This window comes from Xenorhabdus sp. SGI246, from assembly GCF_040838225.1.
GTDB lineage: Bacteria > Pseudomonadota > Gammaproteobacteria > Enterobacterales > Enterobacteriaceae > Xenorhabdus > Xenorhabdus indica.
In genome coordinates, this window is sequence record NZ_JBFPEZ010000032.1 from 25,709 (window position 1) to 43,841 (window position 18,133).

At 44.6% G+C, this 18,133-nt stretch carries 15 protein-coding genes; 4 read left to right on the top strand and 11 right to left on the bottom strand.

What is annotated here, in order from left to right; all coding sequences use genetic code 11:
* Nucleotides 1-91: 91 nt before the first annotated feature.
* Nucleotides 92-562, bottom strand: coding sequence for a cyanase (gene cynS, locus ABLA85_RS08220; protein ID WP_367963008.1), 471 nt, complete (start codon nucleotides 560-562; stop codon nucleotides 92-94).
* Nucleotides 563-862: 300 nt separating this feature from the next.
* Between cynS and ABLA85_RS08225 the strand changes: the two genes are divergently transcribed.
* The 3 genes from ABLA85_RS08225 (at nucleotide 863) to ABLA85_RS08235 (ending at nucleotide 3,414) form a co-directional block, all read left to right on the top strand.
* Entirely contained in the window at nucleotides 863-1,219 is a 357-nt protein-coding gene (locus tag ABLA85_RS08225) for a hypothetical protein (protein ID WP_367963010.1), read from the top strand.
* A gap of 29 nt (nucleotides 1,220-1,248) precedes the next feature.
* The gene (lhgO, locus tag ABLA85_RS08230) at nucleotides 1,249-2,439 is read left to right on the top strand and encodes an L-2-hydroxyglutarate oxidase (RefSeq protein ID WP_367963012.1); all 1,191 of its coding nucleotides are present in this window, start codon (nucleotides 1,249-1,251) and stop codon (nucleotides 2,437-2,439) included.
* A gap of 351 nt (nucleotides 2,440-2,790) precedes the next feature.
* A complete protein-coding gene (locus ABLA85_RS08235) occupies nucleotides 2,791-3,414 on the top strand; it encodes a beta/gamma crystallin domain-containing protein (RefSeq protein ID WP_367963015.1) in 624 nt (207 codons plus the stop codon).
* Nucleotides 3,415-3,535: 121 nt separating this feature from the next.
* Here ABLA85_RS08235 and ABLA85_RS08240 read toward each other — a convergent pair whose 3' ends face one another.
* From ABLA85_RS08240 to ABLA85_RS08285, 10 genes are all read right to left on the bottom strand, one after another.
* Entirely contained in the window at nucleotides 3,536-4,102 is a 567-nt protein-coding gene (locus ABLA85_RS08240) for a HutD family protein (RefSeq protein ID WP_367963017.1), read from the bottom strand.
* A gap of 125 nt (nucleotides 4,103-4,227) precedes the next feature.
* Nucleotides 4,228-5,649 carry a PLP-dependent aminotransferase family protein gene (locus ABLA85_RS08245; protein ID WP_367963019.1) on the bottom strand — a complete coding sequence of 474 codons (1,422 nt, stop codon included), beginning with the start codon at nucleotides 5,647-5,649 and terminating at the stop codon, nucleotides 4,228-4,230.
* 188 nt (nucleotides 5,650-5,837) lie between these two features.
* Nucleotides 5,838-6,584 carry an Asp/Glu racemase gene (locus ABLA85_RS08250; RefSeq protein ID WP_367963022.1) on the bottom strand — a complete coding sequence of 249 codons (747 nt, stop codon included), beginning with the start codon at nucleotides 6,582-6,584 and terminating at the stop codon, nucleotides 5,838-5,840.
* Entirely contained in the window at nucleotides 6,581-7,609 is a 1,029-nt protein-coding gene (locus ABLA85_RS08255) for a carbon-nitrogen hydrolase family protein (RefSeq protein WP_367963024.1), read from the bottom strand. Before ABLA85_RS08255 ends, ABLA85_RS08250 begins: the two co-directional genes overlap by 4 nt.
* Before the next feature lie 35 nt (nucleotides 7,610-7,644).
* Nucleotides 7,645-8,556 (bottom strand): fumarylacetoacetate hydrolase family protein, encoded by a 912-nt coding sequence (locus tag ABLA85_RS08260; RefSeq protein WP_367963025.1) that lies wholly within the window; start codon nucleotides 8,554-8,556, stop codon nucleotides 7,645-7,647.
* Nucleotides 8,547-9,698 carry a cupin domain-containing protein gene (locus ABLA85_RS08265; RefSeq protein ID WP_367963027.1) on the bottom strand — a complete coding sequence of 384 codons (1,152 nt, stop codon included), beginning with the start codon at nucleotides 9,696-9,698 and terminating at the stop codon, nucleotides 8,547-8,549. The genes ABLA85_RS08260 and ABLA85_RS08265 overlap by 10 nt, the downstream gene beginning before the upstream one ends.
* Before the next feature lie 50 nt (nucleotides 9,699-9,748).
* A complete protein-coding gene (locus ABLA85_RS08270) occupies nucleotides 9,749-12,088 on the bottom strand; it encodes a bifunctional salicylyl-CoA 5-hydroxylase/oxidoreductase (protein WP_367963029.1) in 2,340 nt (779 codons plus the stop codon).
* Nucleotides 12,089-12,224: 136 nt separating this feature from the next.
* Nucleotides 12,225-12,644 carry an acyl-CoA thioesterase gene (locus ABLA85_RS08275; protein WP_367963031.1) on the bottom strand — a complete coding sequence of 140 codons (420 nt, stop codon included), beginning with the start codon at nucleotides 12,642-12,644 and terminating at the stop codon, nucleotides 12,225-12,227.
* Entirely contained in the window at nucleotides 12,644-14,299 is a 1,656-nt protein-coding gene (locus tag ABLA85_RS08280) for an indolepyruvate oxidoreductase subunit beta family protein (protein ID WP_367963033.1), read from the bottom strand. Before ABLA85_RS08280 ends, ABLA85_RS08275 begins: the two co-directional genes overlap by 1 nt.
* 32 nt (nucleotides 14,300-14,331) lie before the next feature.
* Nucleotides 14,332-16,530: a thiamine pyrophosphate-dependent enzyme gene (locus tag ABLA85_RS08285; protein WP_367963034.1), complete on the bottom strand. Its 2,199-nt coding sequence runs from the start codon at nucleotides 16,528-16,530 to the stop codon at nucleotides 14,332-14,334.
* A 342-nt stretch (nucleotides 16,531-16,872) separates the two neighbouring features.
* Between ABLA85_RS08285 and ABLA85_RS08290 the strand changes: the two genes are divergently transcribed.
* Nucleotides 16,873-17,928: an AraC family transcriptional regulator gene (locus ABLA85_RS08290; RefSeq protein WP_367963036.1), complete on the top strand. Its 1,056-nt coding sequence runs from the start codon at nucleotides 16,873-16,875 to the stop codon at nucleotides 17,926-17,928.
* The last annotated feature ends 205 nt before the right edge of the window (nucleotides 17,929-18,133 follow it).

The following is an 18,133-nucleotide window of genomic DNA, read 5'->3' on the forward strand; positions in this document are numbered from 1 at the left end:
TTACACAACTTCTTTATAAACTTAAAAAAATCATATTAATCAATAAGCCAACTTCATAAAATGATGCTGACTTATTTCTAAAAGCTCATCATCAGAAAGGTTTAGTAGGTAAATATTTACCATCTAAAGTTATTACTGCCCGACTTCCGCCTTCTGGATCTTCGACTTTCTTAATATCTAACCTAAAGTCAATTGCGCTAATAACACCATCACCAAATTGTTCATGTATTAATGCTTTTAATGTTGTTCCATATACTTGCAACATTTCATAGAAACGATAAATCGTTGGATCAGTTGGTACTCCTGTTGGAATTGAACCTCGCATAGGGACTGCCTGTAGAAGCTTTACCGCATCATCTGTAAGACCTAATTGTTCAACAACTTTCTTTGCTGCCTCTATAGGCAACGGATGTTGTCCAAGTAAAGCCGCCGTCACAAAAGCAACATTCATTCCTGTACCATTTGCAATTTCTTCCCATGAAAGATTTTTAGCAAGTTTAGCTGCAATAATACTTTCAGTCAGTTCCAAGCGAGATGTTTGAGTCGCTAATATTTGTAACATATTACTTTCCTGTGTGACACATTTTGACACTATAATGTAACTGTTTATCTATAATGTCTAAGTATCATTTTTTACAAATCTTATTAATTTTTTTGAATAGTCAGCGTTTATGTATACTCGTAATATACCTGTCTAATTTGAAGATGCAGGTTTCAAAATCTGAAATTTATCAGTAAACCGAGAAGCAAGTTCTATTCATTCATAATATTCCCATAATCGCTCTATGGGACTGGAATTAGGGCTGTAAAGCCCCCATCAGATTGTTCAGGTACGGCTATCGGTGGTTTTGACCACATATATATGGGATGTTGTCCGGCTGTCTTTATCATCCCTTTTATTTTGGTATACAACCCCACATTATTGATGCAAGGCAGTGACTTGAATGTGCTGTCCATTCTTTACATGATAATGATGGCATTAATTGGTATTTACTCTCTTTCTATCGCAATCTCCAACCCCTGGATGATTAGGCCCCATTGGCTGGAAAGAGTTATCTTCACTATTGCCGCTATTCTTTTAATCAAACCGGGTATATGGACAGATTTAGTGGGAATAATGCTGATTGTGTTATCAGGTAGTATTCATCTCCTGCGCTATAAACAATACCGGACAGCATTACCGGACAATAGCAGCAAGCATGACTTTGGAGCCAATTGAGAAAAAACAATTAAAGAGGCAAAGTAAAAATGTATGACGTGATTATTATTGGTGCAGGATTAGTCGGGCTTGGTACTGCCAATGCCCTGCAAGAACATCATCCACACTTACTCCTGCTAGTATTGGATAAAGAAAAGAATGTGGCTGCTCATCAGAGTGGTCGTAATAGCAATGTTGTCCATTCTGGTATTTACTACACCCCCGACAGTCTGAAAGCGCGTCTGGCGAAAAAAGGCAATCAAACGATATATCAGTTTTGCCAAGAACATGGCTTATATTACGACCGCTGCGGCAAAGTTATTGTTGCAACTCAATTAAAAGAACTCCTTTTATTGGAAAATATTTATCAACGCGGTTTACAAAATGATCTTAATGTCAGTCGGTTATCACAAGCTGCTTTGAAAGAACGTGAGCCTTATGTCAACGGCCTGGAAGCCATTCTGGTGCAGGATACAGGGATCGTGAATTATCAGGAAATTGCAGCAAAACTGGCTGAGATCATACAAACCAGAGGCGGAGATATTCACTGCCAACAACGGGTAAAAGCTATCCGTGAACATAGTGGTTATGTTGAGGTACAGACTCAACAACGCGGTTATCAAGCCAAATGGCTGGTGAACTGTGCCGGACTACATAGCGACAGGATTGCTGAGCTGGCGGGTTATGATACTGGTATGAAGATTGTACCATTCCGTGGTGAATATTATGTCTTGGATAGCAGTAAAAACTATTTGGTCAATCACTTGATTTACCCTGTTCCCAACCCTGATTTTCCGTTTTTAGGTGTCCATTTCACACGCATGCATAATGGCAAACGGGATGTTGGCCCTAATGCAGTATTGGCATTTAAGCGTGAAGGCTATCATAAAACAGATTTCAGCCTGCGGGATCTGACGGAAATACTGACTTACAAAGGATTCTGGAAAATTGCCACACGCTATTTTGGTGAAGGCCTGGCAGAAATACGCCGTTCCTATTCACGCCAGCGCTTTACTGACAATGCCCGTCAGCTCATTCCTGATTTACAGCCCGAAGATATCATACCGGGGCCAGCGGGTGTTCGTGCCCAGGCATTAACAGTTGATGGCAAACTGGTAGATGATTTTCACTTTGTGAAGGGCCATCGCTCACTGCACGTTTGCAATGCTCCCTCGCCTGCCGCTACGGCATCGTTTGAAATTGGCAGAGAAATTGTAAGACAATATTTTGAAACAATTTAAGCGCTGAGCTGTTCAGAAGTAAGCGCACGGTAAACTCACCATGCGCTTACCGACATGGTCACAATGCCCCTAAAATAACTAAATTTTTTTTAGATATATCATTTTCATCAAGGTTTATGATAATAATTTATCTGGAATGCTATTAAGAAAATAAATATTATAGAGATTAAATAAAATCAAACCTTGATAAATAAAAATGCTCTCATTTATTAATTTTCACACATCTAAATTTAAGCAAATCTTTTTTAAAACCATGTCTCAATATAAGAGTTATTCACCACCTTGACACATAATTTCTTCTCCTTATTCTAGTTTGACATTGTTGGAATAAACGTAAGGAGAATATCTATTATGTCTAAAACTCAGCTCGCCAATGGCGCTATATTTTACACCCAAAAAAATTACACGGGTAGCTCTTATCAATATCCAGAAAATAGTACAGAAGTAAATTTAATAGGCACTCCACTAAATGATAAGTTTCTTTCTGTCGAAGTTGGCCTGGAGTCAATAGTTTTTGCCTGGCGGCATGGCAGTGATAGTCAAGCAGGACAAATTTATCGCGAATGGGATACAAGTCAGGCTGATATTAGTGATATTCAAGGTTTGTCAAAGTTTATTGTATCTCCATCAAACCGTGATTTGCTGGCAATAAAATTGATTAACGAATCAGGAATAGATCAAGTATTTAGGGCAAATATCCAAACTTATACCATTCCTGATGCTGTAAACTGTTATTCAAATGGCGACTATGAAGTCGTTGGCCTAATACCAAAAGATGGGCAACTATATGTTACCTCCGTGGCCGTATTTAATGATCAGAATATCGTGGTAACTAATGGTGCTGTTTATTTTAAATATAATGGCACTGACCTTGATATTGTTACTTATGAGACAATACCTCCCTATATGCGGTTTGAAAAAGCCAGCAGTTATCACTTTAATTTCTATTTAGAAGAATTTCCTCACAACAAATAAAGTGAAAACAAATTTGTATAGTGGGTGATTTTAATATAGCCCCTGAAAAGGGGCTTATTAATAATGACTTCAGTTCAAATTAATATTGCCAAACTAGATTTAATGATAAATTCATTAATATTTACTCATTCGGGTATAAATCCACCCACAATAACTGGCTATCAGCAACTAACGGTTTAATCGCCCCTTCCCGTATATCCTCTGGCAACCACCATGCACCTTGCCCAAAAGCAAGCTGAACAGAATTTGTGCCGATCATTTCCCAACGCCCTTTCAGAACATACAACACTCCGCTGTGAGATGTCGGTAAGCGGCGTTCAGCAGTCACCACAGAAATTTCAGAAACCCAGGAAGAACGGCAGATCAGGATATTGAAGCATTGAACAGCTCCATCCAACAGTTCAACATGCCCCCGAATATCACCGGAAAAATGGAAAGGGGTCATTTTGTTCACCAGCTCATGTTCCAGAAAACCTGGGCTGGTTAAACGGATGCCTTTTCCCTTCAATAATACGATGGAGCGATCAATATCAGGAAATTGCCCCAGTGCCCCATTTTGATGAATAGATGTGAAGCAAGCACGCCAAGCGAAATCATCAGCAACCGGCCAGCAAACAATATCCCTTACTTCCCCGATCCCTCCAGCCCATTGTTCTCTTGGTAACGTTGCATAATCGAAACATTTCATTCTCATGCTCTCCTTTCACTACCCTTACTGTTCTACTTACACCTGAAGAGGCAATAAATGTCCAATTGTAAACTTCGCAAATAATTTTTCTTGCCGCAACCAAGAAACAATTAAAATGTGATTAATTACCCGTATTCCTTTAATAACATATGACACAAACTTCCCAATGTTTTCATGGCTGCCGCCTGAGTTTCATTCCATGCAAATGAGGTATTCAACCGGAAAGCGTGATCAAACTGAGAGCTGGTGGAAAACATGCTGCCGGGCGCAATACTGATGCCTTTAGCCAGCGCCAGTTGATATAACCGATTAGCATTGAAAGGCGGTTCGAATTCCAGCCAGATAAAATAACCACCACGCGTGCTGTTAACTTTGACCGACTGAGGGAAATATCCACTGACTGCCCGCAGCATTTGAAGTTGTCTTTGCTCCAATTGACGCCGCAACCGCCGTATATGGGTATCATATCCTCCCTGAGTCAGGTATTCCGCAATCGCCAACTGTGTGGGGATACTGGCTGAAACGGTGCTCATCATCTGCAATTGTTGGATCTTTATCGCATGTTTTCCCGCAGCTACCCATCCGACGCGATATCCGGGAGCGAGACATTTTGAAAAGGATGCACAGTGCATGAAATTATTTTCCTTATCCCATGCTTTGATTGGCATCAGCGGGTCCTGATCAAAATAGAGTTCGCCATAAACATCATCTTCAATCAGGATAATGCCGCTTCGGTTCAGAATTTCAACTAATCGCTGTTTATTTTCTGTCGGCATACTGACACACAATGGGTTCTGAAATCGGGACATCAGCCAGCAAGCTTTTATTTCATATTTACCAACAACTTCTTCCAGTACATCCAAATCAATACCTGTTTTTGGATCCGTTTTTATGGCAATGGCTTTCAAACGTAAACGCTCTATAGCCTGTAATGCGCCATAAAAAGCCGGTGACTCAATCACGACCCAATCTCCGGGGGAAGTCGCTGACTGTAAGCTGAAACTCAACGATTCCATTGCGCCTGCTGTGATCACAATTTCATCAGGAGAAACATGGATACCTTGTGCGGCATAACGGCGGGATATATTACGCCTCAATCGTTCATTTCCCGGAGGTAAATTAGCCAATGAACTGTGGGGAACAAAGCGACGAGCGACTGACGCCAGTGTTTTGGCTAATCTGGGTTCTACCAATAAGGAAGGATCAGGAAATGCGGAACCAAAAGGAACGATTTGTGGATCTTTACACGCTTGCAAGACATCAAAAATTGAGGCACTAATCTCCACATTTTCACTCAGATTCAGTTTCTTTCCCCCTTTTGCCGCTGCAAATGGTTTTATCCGCGGGGCAACATAATAGCCTGATTGCGGACGTGCCACGATCCAGCCCTGACTTTCCAGTAATTGATAGGCTTGCAGCACCGTCATCAAACTTAATCCCGACGATTTCACCGATTCCCGCAGTGATGGCAGCCTGTCCCCCACTTGCCAAATGTCATCCTCTATCTGTTGGCGGATCGTTACTGCCAGTTGTTCGTAGCGCGTCATATGCAGGCCTTTGGTTAAACTGCTATACCCGTCATCTTCTCAATTGCAGTTTTGTTAGCTGCATTCTGAAAAACCATAGGGTATATATCCAGGATATTAATAATCTTTCACTATTATATCCGAATACCTACATTTTATTTGCCTGCCCCTTCTCACTTTGCTGGCCAGTTTAAGTCACGGGTATCTATTCAAGATAACAGTGAACCAAATCCCGGAGCGAATGTACCTAACCCAAGCTGTTTCAGTATCATATAAGTCGTTGCCACAGATGCGGAGATAACAGGTACTCCCACACGCGCCTCGATCAAAGGTACTGATGCCAATGAAGGCATTTGTACGCAGGCAGAAGCAACAATAACATCGACATTACTGTTCAAGCGCTTAGTAATTTCCACTGGTGCAAGAGGATCTTGTCGCCCGACAGCGAGGTTATCCGCGATTTCCAACGAGATACTATCAATGACTTCAATGCCCTCATTTTCGATGTAATCAATCACCAATTGGGTCAATGGCTTCATATAAGGTGTCAATATAGAGATCCGTTTCGCTGCCAAAGCGTGAAGCCCGTTCACTAATGCTCCTGCGCTTGTGACAACCGGAGCCGGATAACCATTTTCCAGTGTCCGTAGATGAAGACGTTTTTCCGAAATTCGATGGTATCCTTTCCCCATGCTCATAATGGCTACCAGACAGGCATATCCCACGATATCCACTGACGCATCCGACAATTCTAATGCACAGCGATCACTATCTGCATCCATTAATGCCAGTTCATCTTTTCTGACCGTTTTCATTCTCATGCGGCTGGAATGAAAGGTAAAACGTTCAGGGGTGATCATTTCTCGCGTGCGCAGAATAGCGGGAATTTCCGTTTCCATAGTAGTATTTGACGAAGGCACAATCAGCCCGACCCGAAAGTTACGCTGTTCACTCATAAGCGATCCTCTTGTGTGGGATTAACCCAATCAGCACACAGATTAGAATCAGCCTGATCCCATGAATCAATAAACTGGATCGCATTCGTAGCACGGCGATTCACTTTCAAATCAAAAATATCAAAACGGTTGTAATGCCCTGTTATGTCGTGCATCTGGCGGGGTTGAATACAACGGTTCAGATCAATTTCCGCATAGACAATTCCTTCTTTATCAATCAGGGGATGACCCATCACACGTCCATCCGGCCCGATAATTCCCGTAAACGCACTATTAGGACGTGCCAGCAATTGTTCAGCTTCGGGATGGCTGGCTATCATAGCCTGTGCGATTTCCGGGGAAATAGTGGAACAAGAAACGAGGGTAAAAACTTTACCTTCAAAGCAATGCGCCGCCGCACGTAAACGGATCGCCTCAGCCATATCATAATCTGCTGGTGCAACAGGCAGGGAGATATAACTGGCAACATGTACCAGCTCTCCCTGAGATAATAAAGCAAAACGTGCCAACGGATTGGTATTCTCACCACAGGCCAGCACCCCCAGTGGGCCAATACTCGTATCATGTACTTTTAATGAAGAAGCATCACCATTCGCCCATGTCAGTTTTTCAGCCCATGTCGGGACCAGTTTACGATGGCGCCCCAAAATACGCCCGTCATCAGAAATAGTCACCAGCGTGTTATAGAGTGTTGCAATACCTGTGGGACTACGCTCATTCACGCCAATCACAACATTGATATGATGACGAGCAGCGGCCTGAGCGATTTTATGGATCTCAGCCCCTGGCACTTCAATGGCAGATTTGCACAATTTTTCAAACCACGGGCTGCCCTGAACGGGCGTCATTATCCAGTTCCAATAGGGATACCCCGCAATAAACACTTCAGGAAAAGCCACCAGACTGGCATCATTATTTGCCGCCTCCTGGATAAGCTGACAAACGAGATCAACTGTCGCTTCCGTATCCAGAAAGATCGGCGCAGCCTGTACCGTAGCTGCCTTGAATTTAGGAAGATTCAGCATATCAGGCTCCTGTTTTCTTTCGTCTATCGGAAAAATTACACAGCAATAACGGGGTGGCGCAAATCACCTATTTTCTCAAGATGTGCTTCAATGACATCCCCCGGCCATAGCCATTCCTGCGGATCGCGTCCTGCCCCAACACCTGATGGCGTTCCTGTCGCAATGATATCTCCCGGCTCCAGTGTAATCCCCTTGCTGATATCTGCGATCAAAGCATTAACCTTGAATAACATATGATGAGTATTGGAATCCTGCTTAGTCACACCATTAACTTTCAGACGCAAAGCAAGATTATGCGGGTCGGGAATGTCATCAGCAGTAACAATGCAAGGGCCAAAAGGTGCATAAGTATCCTGACCTTTAGAGTAGATCCACTGCCCGGCACGGCGACAATCACGAGCGCTCATGTCGATAATCAAACTATAACCAAAGACATATTTCAGTGCGTCAGACTCTGGGACGCCCTTCGCACGCTGCCCGATGATCACGGCTAACTCCACTTCCCAATCCAATTGCCGGGTGATTTCACGATTGTGTTCAATTGCATCCCCCGGACCAATGATTGTGGTTGGCGGCTTAGAAAAAATAATCGGTTCTTTCGGCAGATCTTTTGCTGTATCAAGAGACAGACTGGATTCCTCAACATGTTCAACATAATTCAGGCCAATGCCGAAAATGTTTTTGCGCGGGCGGGGAATGGGAGCCAGAATTTTTACATTCTCTAATGGCCGGGTCACACCGGTTGGCCATAGACCTTCAAACGAATTTAACAATATGGCTGTACTGTTTACGGCCAATGGCCCCAATTCGATAAAGTCCAGCATATTATCCGGTAAAACACTTCCGGCATGAGCGGCTAATTTTGCCAAATCCACTACATGATTATTTACAATTGCCCCCAATCGTGCAGCAGCAGTGATTTCGGTACGATAAGTGATTAAACGCATCTTTCTCCTCCTACTCGTTGATGTCCGTCGTTATCGGTCAGGGCTTCTTCGTAATACAACTGTAATGCCTGTATCACTGGCAGGTCATTGAAACAGAATAAACAGGCGTCTTCCGTTTGTGATGTATTGACATGTTCATGCAGCGCCCATGAAGGAACACAGAAAATATCTCGCACCTGCCAGTCAAACCGCTGACCATCAATCACAGAGTAGCCCTGTCCTTTCGCTACCTGATAGATGAAACTACCAGTATGCCTGTGCGCTTTACCAACAAATCCGGGGCGTAATAGCTGCATACTGGCACCAAGAGTTGGCATCACATGCCCCCCGGTCAGCGGATTAGTGTAGTGCATCAAAATGTCATCAAAGGGCGAACCTTCTGAAACGCGGGCATGACGTTGCAGTGCTGCATAGGTTGGCTCCCATTGGTATTTGAACAACGGAGAATAAGGTTTATTCCAACCGATATTTTGCGGACGCAAGGCCGGTGCTCCCCAAAGAGCAACAGAAGCATCCACAGGTTCTGTTACCGCCTGACGTAAGTCAGGATGTACCTTATAAAAGCCGGCTTCCAGTACATTGACCAACGGAATATCCAGACCGTCCTGCCAGATACATTGTGAACCATCAGGATCAACGCCATGTTCATGCCATGTCCCACCTGGGGTCAAAACAAAATCATTCGCTTCCAGCGGCATTTTCTGCCCATTAACAATGGTATAAGCTCCGCGTCCTTCCATAATAAAACGTAGAGCAGAAGAGGAATGAGCATGGGCTGATGCCGCTTCTCCCGGCCGCATAGTCTGAATCCCGGAATAAAGCAGCCCCACGGCACTGGATGAACGCGGATCTCCAGTATTATTTAGATAGACCACACGACGCCCCGCTTTTTCTGGTGTAACCAAATCCGCAGATTTCAGAACATGTTCACGCAGAACGCTATAACGCCAAAGTACCGGAACCGACGCGGATTTCGGTTGCCACGGTTCAATTTTATTAGCGATTGTCCAAAGTGCGCCTGTTCTGTGTTTCTCCAGTTCTTGGTAATAAGCCAGCAGTTCAGGGTTATCGGCGACATTAGCGCGACCGATAATATTTTCCCGGTATTGATCATGTGATTGAATATTTTCTTGTTGAGACATGGCTATCTCCTGTACGGATGGTAACTGTGATTTGAAAGCTAACCTGAGACCTATTGAATACCTCTCTGTATCTGCATCAATTGGCGTTCCAGTTGCTGTTTGCCGTAAAGATAAGGTTTCGGCCAATCGACGTTTGTCCAGCCATATTTGGCACATTCATGTAGCAACCAGGCCGCATCGGATAAAAATGGACGTGATAAAGCACAGAGATCGGCACGGCCAGAAGCAATAATTCCGTTGATTTGATCAGCGTCTGTAATCTCACCAACCGCGATAACCGGCACATTGCCCTCATTACGAATACGATCAGCCATCGGAGTCTGATACATGCGCCCGTAAACCGGCCGTTGTTTAGCAGAAACTTCCCCTGTGGAACAATCCACCATATCCACCCCCGCATTGTGGAAGTGCCGGGCAATCAAGACAGCTTCATCAATGCCAGTTCCTCCTTCAACCCAATCGGTGGCAGAGATGCGCACAGATATCGGCAAATCAGCCGGCCAGACATCACGTACCGCTTTAAAAACAGCTAACGGGAAACGAAGTCGATTTTCCAATGAACCGCCATATTCATCATCACGCAGGTTAGTTATCGGTGAAATAAAACTGGAAAGCAGATAACCGTGGGCAGCCTGAATTTCCAGCCAGTCAAAGCCCGCATCAATAGCCCGGCGGGTTGCCGCGACAAACTGTGCAATAACCTCACTCATTTGTGCCCTGGTAATCGCTGCCGGAATTTGTGAAATCTCTGATAAATAAGGCACAGCCGATGCCGACACCAGAGGCCAGTTTCCTTCCGGTAACGGATGGTCAGACTGTTCCCATCCCCGTTGGGTCGAACCTCGTCGCCCGGCATGTCCCAATTGAATACCTATCAGGGTATCTGTGTTCTGATGAATAAAATGGGTGATCAACTTCCATCCCTGCACTTGTTGATCATTCCACAATCCTGTGCACGCAGGAGTCACACGCGCCTGTGGTGAAATTGCTGTCATTTCGGCGATCACCAACCCCACACCGCCCAATGCTCTGCTGCCAAGATGGACCTGATGAAATAATCCCGGTATGCCATCCACGGCCTTATACAGTAGGGTAGGAGAAACCACGACTCGATTTTTCAGGGTGACTCCCCGCACCGAATAAGGTGTCAATATTGGTGGAGTTAAGGGAGACTGTTGGTCAGGCTGCTGATTAAACCAACGTTCATAACTTTCCAGCCATGTTTTGTCCCTCAATCTTAGGTTTTCATGAGAAATACGTTGTGAACGTGTCAGCAAAGAATACGCAAACTGTTCCGGCGGAAAATCTTCATAGCGCGCTACATTTTCAAACCATTCCGTGGAATTACGTGCCGCATTTTGGATTTTCAACACTTCCACACTGCGTACTTTCTGGTAATGTGACAAGCCCGCAGACAAATCTCCCTGATGCGTTTTCAGACTGTTAGTCAGTTCAATCGCATCTTCTAATGCCAGTTTTGTCCCAGAGCCAATAGAAAAGTGGGCGGTGTGGGCAGCATCCCCCATTAACACGATCGGTACATTTTTGCCGTTACCGCCCTCCGGCCTGATCCAATGCACCCAATGATTACAGATGACACGAGGAAAACGTATCCAAATAGCAGCTCCGCGTAAGTGCGCTGCATTGGATATCAACTTATATCCATCCAGCCACGGTGCAAATATCTTTTCACAGTAGGCAATGCCCTCTTCCTGTGACATTTTATCGATACCTGCCGCTAACCAGGCTTCTTCTGTAGTTTCAACGATAAAAGTCGATAACCCTTCCTGAAATTGGTAGGCATGAACCTGGAACCAGCCATATTCTGTTTCGACAAACAAAAATGTAAAAGCATCAAAGACTTTGCGGGTTCCCAACCAGACAAAACGGCAATGGCGTTGATCAATATCAGGTGCAAAAGCATCAGCATAGCGGATACGGATTTGGCTGTTGATCCCATCAGAAGCAATCAGCAAATCGGCATCGTATCTTCGGGCGATTTCCTGTTCGTCCTTAACTTGTACTTCGAACACCAACTCAACCCCCAACTGCTGGCAGCGATCTTGCAGGATATTGAGTAATTTTTTACGGCCAATACCGATAAATCCATGACCGCCGCTACGATTTACCGTTCCCTTGAAATGGATATCAATATTTTCCCAACGGCTGAATTCTGCACCAATGGCACTGGCTGATACTGTATCTGCCGCATTCAGGTTTTCCAATGTTGCGTCCGAAAACACCACTCCCCAACCAAAAGTATCATAGGGACGATTACGTTCAATCACGACAACACGGTTATCAGGATTTTGTAATTTCATTAGCAAACCGAAATACAAACCCGCCGGCCCGCCGCCAATACATACGATGTTCATATTTTTCTTGTTCATGATTTCTCTCCTGTTACACCATACCTGTGCCACGGCGCATAAGTTCAGGGATTCAGTTAAGGTATTGAGTTAAGGTTATACCTAGTTGAGGCATTGTTTTAATTAAGGCATTGCTTTAGTTAAGTAATTGCTTTAATCAAGGTATTAATTTAGTTAATGAGTAATAAAGTTCATCAGGGATCGGGATGGCCTGATGAGTATCCAGTGATGTCGTCACATAAGTCTGAACTACACTCATCCTTAATTCTCCTTTCCTGCTGATACAACGCTGGCGGAGTTTCAGTGATTTTTTGCCTATATGCTCAACATTTAATTCCAGCCAAACCTGATCTCCCATTCTGCTGATCGCTGTAAACTCTGCCTCTAAATGAACAGTTGGCAGACCAAAGCGATGCTTAGCAATGTAATTGGCATATCCGATTGAAGTTAATTCATCGAACCAGTCTTCGAACAAATTATTGAACATCACAAAATATTGAGGATAAAAAACAATCCCCGCAGGATCACATTCAGAAAATCGAATCTTATGAGGCTGTACAAATCTAAGCAGGCTCATCAGTGACTCCTCCTCAATGTTGTCGTTTTAATACTGTCTTTTAATATCGTCGTTTTAGTTTTAGTACGTTGTTCTAAAATAGTGGCTTCAATATGCTGTTGGTACTCACGTAATCGTCTGCCATCTTCATCCGCTAATGCCGCCTCACGCAGTTGTCGCAAGTTGGCCGGAGACAAATGAACGAGATGACGATCAATAATCCCCATCAGGCTTTGAAAATTGCGCAACCCACGGGTGTGGGTATCACCGTACCCTTTAATCAATTGCTGGCATAGAGCAATTTCCACAGCCAACGCCGGGTCATGTTTTACTGCAATCACGATCCGCTGCAACCAATTTTCAATCCGTTCGGTTTCATGCTGAAAGCGCAGAGTACGTCGGCGGACACGGCGTAAACCCGCCAGCGTATACAGCAATAAAAATCCCCAAATTGAACTGGTAGTAATTACACGACCGCGGCTGAATAGTTTTGTCAGCATCCGATTTACAAAATGAGGACGGGATAACCAGCGGCCAACATTGGTGGGCAAGGTGTCACAGATCTCTTCCATTCTGGGATGCAAGAATTCATTAATTTCAACAAGCTGCTTACTATGCTTCCCCACTTCTTTGTAAACCCGCTCGAACCGTCTGGCCCTGATTTTCAGATCTGCCACCCGAATGGTGTCTTCATAAGTCATCCACAGCGCCAGATGACGGGCAGTTTCATACAGTAGTTGCTGATGATGTTTTCCAGTCTGCTCCGTCAGATACTGTAATTTATCAAGATATAAATCGGCATAAGCCGGATCTTGATAATCCACCAAACGCCTGACAGCTTCAGCAGCGATTTCATGGACAGAAGAAGGCAATGTTTTTCGAATACGCAATAAAAAAGCTTTTATATTCTCGTCATCGGTACGGTTGTGGCTGGAACGATTACGATTTAAGCGGTCATATTGAGAATACTCATGATGAGAATGCTGATAGCAAGGCCGGTAGTCTGCTTCTTCTGACTGTACTCTGCTCAATCCCAAGCCAAATGCTTGCAGGCTAGGCTTTACCCCCACACCTCCTTTGATAATCGTTTTTTCAAAATGCATACGACTGAATGGCAAAAGCCCCGTACCACAGAGTACCCCAAACAACACAGCACTCATCACACTGCCACTCTTTTCTGCCATCCATGCCATGTCAAAATGGACAAAACGTAACGCAGCCCGTCGTGATTGCTGGATCAGGGCATGACTATCTACACGCCCATCACCCATTGCTGTTTTCTCCTCCATTGAGAATACTCGGTGAGTTGACGTGATCAACGTAGTACGATCCGGCGTCACAAAACCGCGCTGGACTGCACGTCCGGCTTCCATTAGCTCAGAAGCCAGTACAATATCCACATCACCGGGCGTTGGCATTAATGCCAGTACCGGAGCCGGAACATCGGGATCATCTGCTCCGGGAAACAGTTCGACATAATATATCGTCGCCCCTGTCCGTTGTGCGACACCGGGTACGGATGTTGCCTGAGCAAAATAACCCTGCTCTTCACCCAAATTGACGATCCAATCTGCCAGTACCCCACCCCCCTCACCTCCCATTGCCAAAATCGCAATTTTAATAGGTTGGATTTTCGGTTTCATAATCGGAGACTGAATGGATGATGACATAGACATAATTTCCCCTTAGAGCTTACAGGGTTTGGCTTTTAAGCGTCATATCGCTCACGACGTTTAGCATCTCGACGTTGCAAATAACTGATGAATCCTTTACGAATACGATGAAGCAACCGCTCCCAGTAGTTGGGGTTGGTTATGATCCGGGCCTTAAAGAAAGAAGGGCACAATACCGCAACGTGGGAAACTTCCCCGCACAATCCACAACCCACGCAGCTATTCAATACTGTTGCCACTGGATCGGTGCGCAAGGGATCAGGATTTGGCTTAATCGACAGTGAAGGACAACCAGACAAACGGATACAAGAGTGATCTCCTGTACAAGTATCAGGATCAACGCCAAAGCGTTCACGCACTATTCGTTGTCCTGCTGCTATTGCCTCTTTATTCCTTTTTTTCTCACGGCGCTGTTTATTCAACATACATTCACTCTGTGCGACTACAACTTTCGGCCCCTGTTCACTTGTTGTCAGTGCTTCCCGCAGAGTATGGATCATGGCTTTAAGGTCATAGGTATGTTTGATCGTGCGTATCCACTTCACCCCAACGCCTTTCACCGCTTTTTCGATATCATGACCCGTACTGCGACTGGCGTTGAAAGCAGTTGAAGATGGAATATCCTGCCCACCTGTGGCAGAAGTGTAGCTGTTGTCCACAATAATGGTCAGATTGTCACTGCGATTAAAGACACTGTTAGCAATGCCACTCGTCAACCCGTTGTGCCAGAATCCCCCATCTCCCATCACTGAAATCGCTCGCTTATCCACAACTGGCGCACTCAATGCTGCTGCGCTCGCTGCACTTAGCCCATATCCCATCGTGGTATTTCCCAAATTGAATGGAGGCAAGATGGCAAACAGGTGACAACCAATATCCGCACTGACATGATGTTGCCCCAGTTCCCGCTCTACCAATTTCATAGCGGTAAAGATCGGACGCTCCGGGCAACCCGTACAAAATCCGGGTGGGCGGACATGAACCACATTATTTTCTGTAACTGACGATTCTTTGTCTGATGAGTCTTTATCTGATGTATCCTCAGCAGGCAAAGTAACCGCCGGAATGCGCACCTGACAGGCAGCGACTGACACTTCAGCTTCAACCTTGCCGTAACGTTCAAGGAAAGCACGAACTCCCGCCAACACAGTGGCTGTATCATATTCTCCTGCCATTGGCAGTAAATCTTTACCATGTAACCGAATGGTAATATCACGCTGCCGTAGTATATTGGCGACATTTTGTTCTACAAAATTAGGTTGCCCTTCTTCCAATACTAAAATTGCCTGTTTGCCATAACAGAAGCGTTCAAATTCCTCATCGATCAACGGATATGCTACGTTCATGACATATAGCGGAATCCGGCTGTTACCGAACACATCCGCCAGCCCTAACAAATTTAGGGCTCTGATCACGGTGTTATAACATCCTCCCTGCAAAGCAATGCCTATGTCATCAGCGCTTTCAGCAAAAAATTCGTTCAATTCCTTCTGCTGAATAAAGCGCACAGCAGCAGGCCAGCGTTCCTGAATTTTCTCCTTCTCATGTAAGAAACTGGCAGGAGGCAAAACAATCCGATTGAGCTCACGCGCCGGATTTGTCAGTGCATCTTTTATTTTAAATGCTGATACGCGATTATCTGCGCAAACAAACCGACCGTGCACATGGCAAGCACGGATACGCATCTGCAACATCACTGGTGTATGGCTGGCTTCCGACAACTCAAACCCCATTTTTACTGCCTGCACGATTGAAGGCAGGTTGGGACGCGGATCAAGCAACCAGATCTGGGATTTCATCGCAAATGCATGGCTGCGCTCCTGCATAATGGAAGAGCCTTCACCATAATCTTCGCCGACAATAATCAGCGTACCGCCGACAACGCCACCGGATGCCAGATTTGCCAACGCATCTGAGGCAACATTTGTGCCTACAGTCGCCTTAAATGTGACAGCACCGCGTAATGGATAATTAACAGAAGCAGCAAGCGTGGCAGCGGCTGTTGCTTCACTGGCGCTGTTTTCAAAACGAATACCATATTCGGAAAGGATCGCTTGCGCATCAGCCAGAACATCCATCAGATGGGAAATGGGCGCACCCTGATAACCTGCAACATAAGCAACACCTGATTCCAACAACGCTTTTGTCACAGCGAGTATGCCTTCCCCACGGAAAAGCTCCCCCTGACCCAAACGTAATTTTTCCACTTCTTTAACAAATGATCGTTCCGCCATGATCAATCGCCTCACATTTCTGTCTTGCTACAGTTTGTTAAAAAAAGATCTCCAAACAAACAGGTATGGGCATTATGTAATAAGAGTATGAATCATCGATCAATACATGATTTGTCATGTCATTATGATTTACGCAGTGTCTGGATAGAACATGCAGAGAGCGGATAAAAAATAGTCAAAACAGATAGAGATGAGAGCAGTTGAAACTTATTACTATCTTAATAATGAGTAAGATTTATCATAAATATATTCACAATCATATATCTTTCATTTAAGCAAAATGTGGATACTGCTAGTAGGAAACTGTATAGCTTTAATAAATGTTTAAAGAGGTATCTAATAATGATGGGCAATCCGTGGTCTCACTATTATTCTGATCCCAGAAACCCTGATTCAAGGTACGCAGACCCCAAATATGCAGTACCCCAAATAGCGTCTCACCTCAATTCTCCAGAACATTTGCTTTTTTCATCCCATGATCTTGATGAAGTAAAGTCGATGGTCGGTCGGGTGATGAAGCCCCATCAACTAAATATACTGGGTAGCAGCCGGAAGCTGGATGCCAGAATGCACTATATCCCATGTGGGGACTTTTCCATGAGCCGACTGCGTTACGGGGCTAATGTTGAAATCAATCCGAACGCACTGGAGTCTTTTTTTCTTATTCAGATGCCGTTATCAGGCAATGCCTGTATTGAAAGCGGTGGTCAGCACCTTGATTCAACACCAAATCTGGCATCCATCCTCAGTCCGGATCAGCATACCTCCATGCGCTGGAGTACTGATAATGACCAGTTTATGGTCAGGATCTCCCGCACTTTGCTGGAAAGAACCCTTATTGGACAATTGGGGCATCCTTTAGATAAACCACTGGTATTTGAACTGGGGTTTGAATGGCAACGTTGTCAAGCGTGGCGCTGCCTGATGCTCTATCTGCTTGAATATACGACACAACTACCTGATATTCTGCAATATAAACTCATTACTGGTCAGATTGAGCAATTACTTTCTGTTACCCTGCTGTCCACCCATCAGCATAATTACAGCGGTTCCCCCGCGAATCGTCGCAGTTCCATTCGCCCACGACATGTACGAAAAGTGCAGGAATATTTACAGGCTCACGCCCATGAACCTATTACGGTAGAACAGCTTGCTCAAGTGGCAGGAGTCAGCCTTCGCAGTCTCTATTCCGGTTTCAGGGAATTTTTGGATATCAGCCCGATGCAATATTTACGCGACTTGCGCATGGAACATGTTCGTACAGAGCTACTGGCAGGAGAAGCAAGCAATGTCACGGGAGTCGCTCTGCGTTGGGGATTCGCCCATATGGGACGATTCAGTGCAGAATATAAGGCACGCTATGGTGAAACACCGAGTGAAAGTTTGAAACGTGGTTGAATTTAAGCAATATACCTCCAATTATTAAAAATCAACGCGACAAAAACAAATATAAGCCGAGATAAAAATTTATACCCTATGGATTTCAAGAAGCAACTTGAAAGACGACGGGTATATAATAAATGATCTTCCCTTCATATATGACTTATAATTCGCTCACTCTCTCAAACCGGAGAATAATAATTCGGTCATGTATTGAATGGTT

Excerpts from the sequence above, each read along its gene's own strand:
- cynS (WP_367963008.1), bottom strand. The coding sequence starts at position 562 with ATGTTACAAATATTAGCGACTCAAACATCTCGCTTGGAACTGACTGAA.
- ABLA85_RS08225 (WP_367963010.1), top strand. The coding sequence starts at position 863 with ATGGGATGTTGTCCGGCTGTCTTTATCATCCCTTTTATTTTGGTATAC.
- lhgO (WP_367963012.1), top strand. The coding sequence starts at position 1,249 with ATGTATGACGTGATTATTATTGGTGCAGGATTAGTCGGGCTTGGTACT.
- ABLA85_RS08235 (WP_367963015.1), top strand. The coding sequence starts at position 2,791 with ATGTCTAAAACTCAGCTCGCCAATGGCGCTATATTTTACACCCAAAAA.
- ABLA85_RS08240 (WP_367963017.1), bottom strand. The coding sequence starts at position 4,102 with ATGAAATGTTTCGATTATGCAACGTTACCAAGAGAACAATGGGCTGGA.
- ABLA85_RS08245 (WP_367963019.1), bottom strand. The coding sequence starts at position 5,649 with ATGACGCGCTACGAACAACTGGCAGTAACGATCCGCCAACAGATAGAG.
- ABLA85_RS08250 (WP_367963022.1), bottom strand. The coding sequence starts at position 6,584 with ATGAGTGAACAGCGTAACTTTCGGGTCGGGCTGATTGTGCCTTCGTCA.
- ABLA85_RS08255 (WP_367963024.1), bottom strand. The coding sequence starts at position 7,609 with ATGCTGAATCTTCCTAAATTCAAGGCAGCTACGGTACAGGCTGCGCCG.
- ABLA85_RS08260 (WP_367963025.1), bottom strand. The coding sequence starts at position 8,556 with ATGCGTTTAATCACTTATCGTACCGAAATCACTGCTGCTGCACGATTG.
- ABLA85_RS08265 (WP_367963027.1), bottom strand. The coding sequence starts at position 9,698 with ATGTCTCAACAAGAAAATATTCAATCACATGATCAATACCGGGAAAAT.
- ABLA85_RS08270 (WP_367963029.1), bottom strand. The coding sequence starts at position 12,088 with ATGAACAAGAAAAATATGAACATCGTATGTATTGGCGGCGGGCCGGCG.
- ABLA85_RS08275 (WP_367963031.1), bottom strand. The coding sequence starts at position 12,644 with ATGAGCCTGCTTAGATTTGTACAGCCTCATAAGATTCGATTTTCTGAA.
- ABLA85_RS08280 (WP_367963033.1), bottom strand. The coding sequence starts at position 14,299 with ATGTCTATGTCATCATCCATTCAGTCTCCGATTATGAAACCGAAAATC.
- ABLA85_RS08285 (WP_367963034.1), bottom strand. The coding sequence starts at position 16,530 with ATGGCGGAACGATCATTTGTTAAAGAAGTGGAAAAATTACGTTTGGGT.
- ABLA85_RS08290 (WP_367963036.1), top strand. The coding sequence starts at position 16,873 with ATGATGGGCAATCCGTGGTCTCACTATTATTCTGATCCCAGAAACCCT.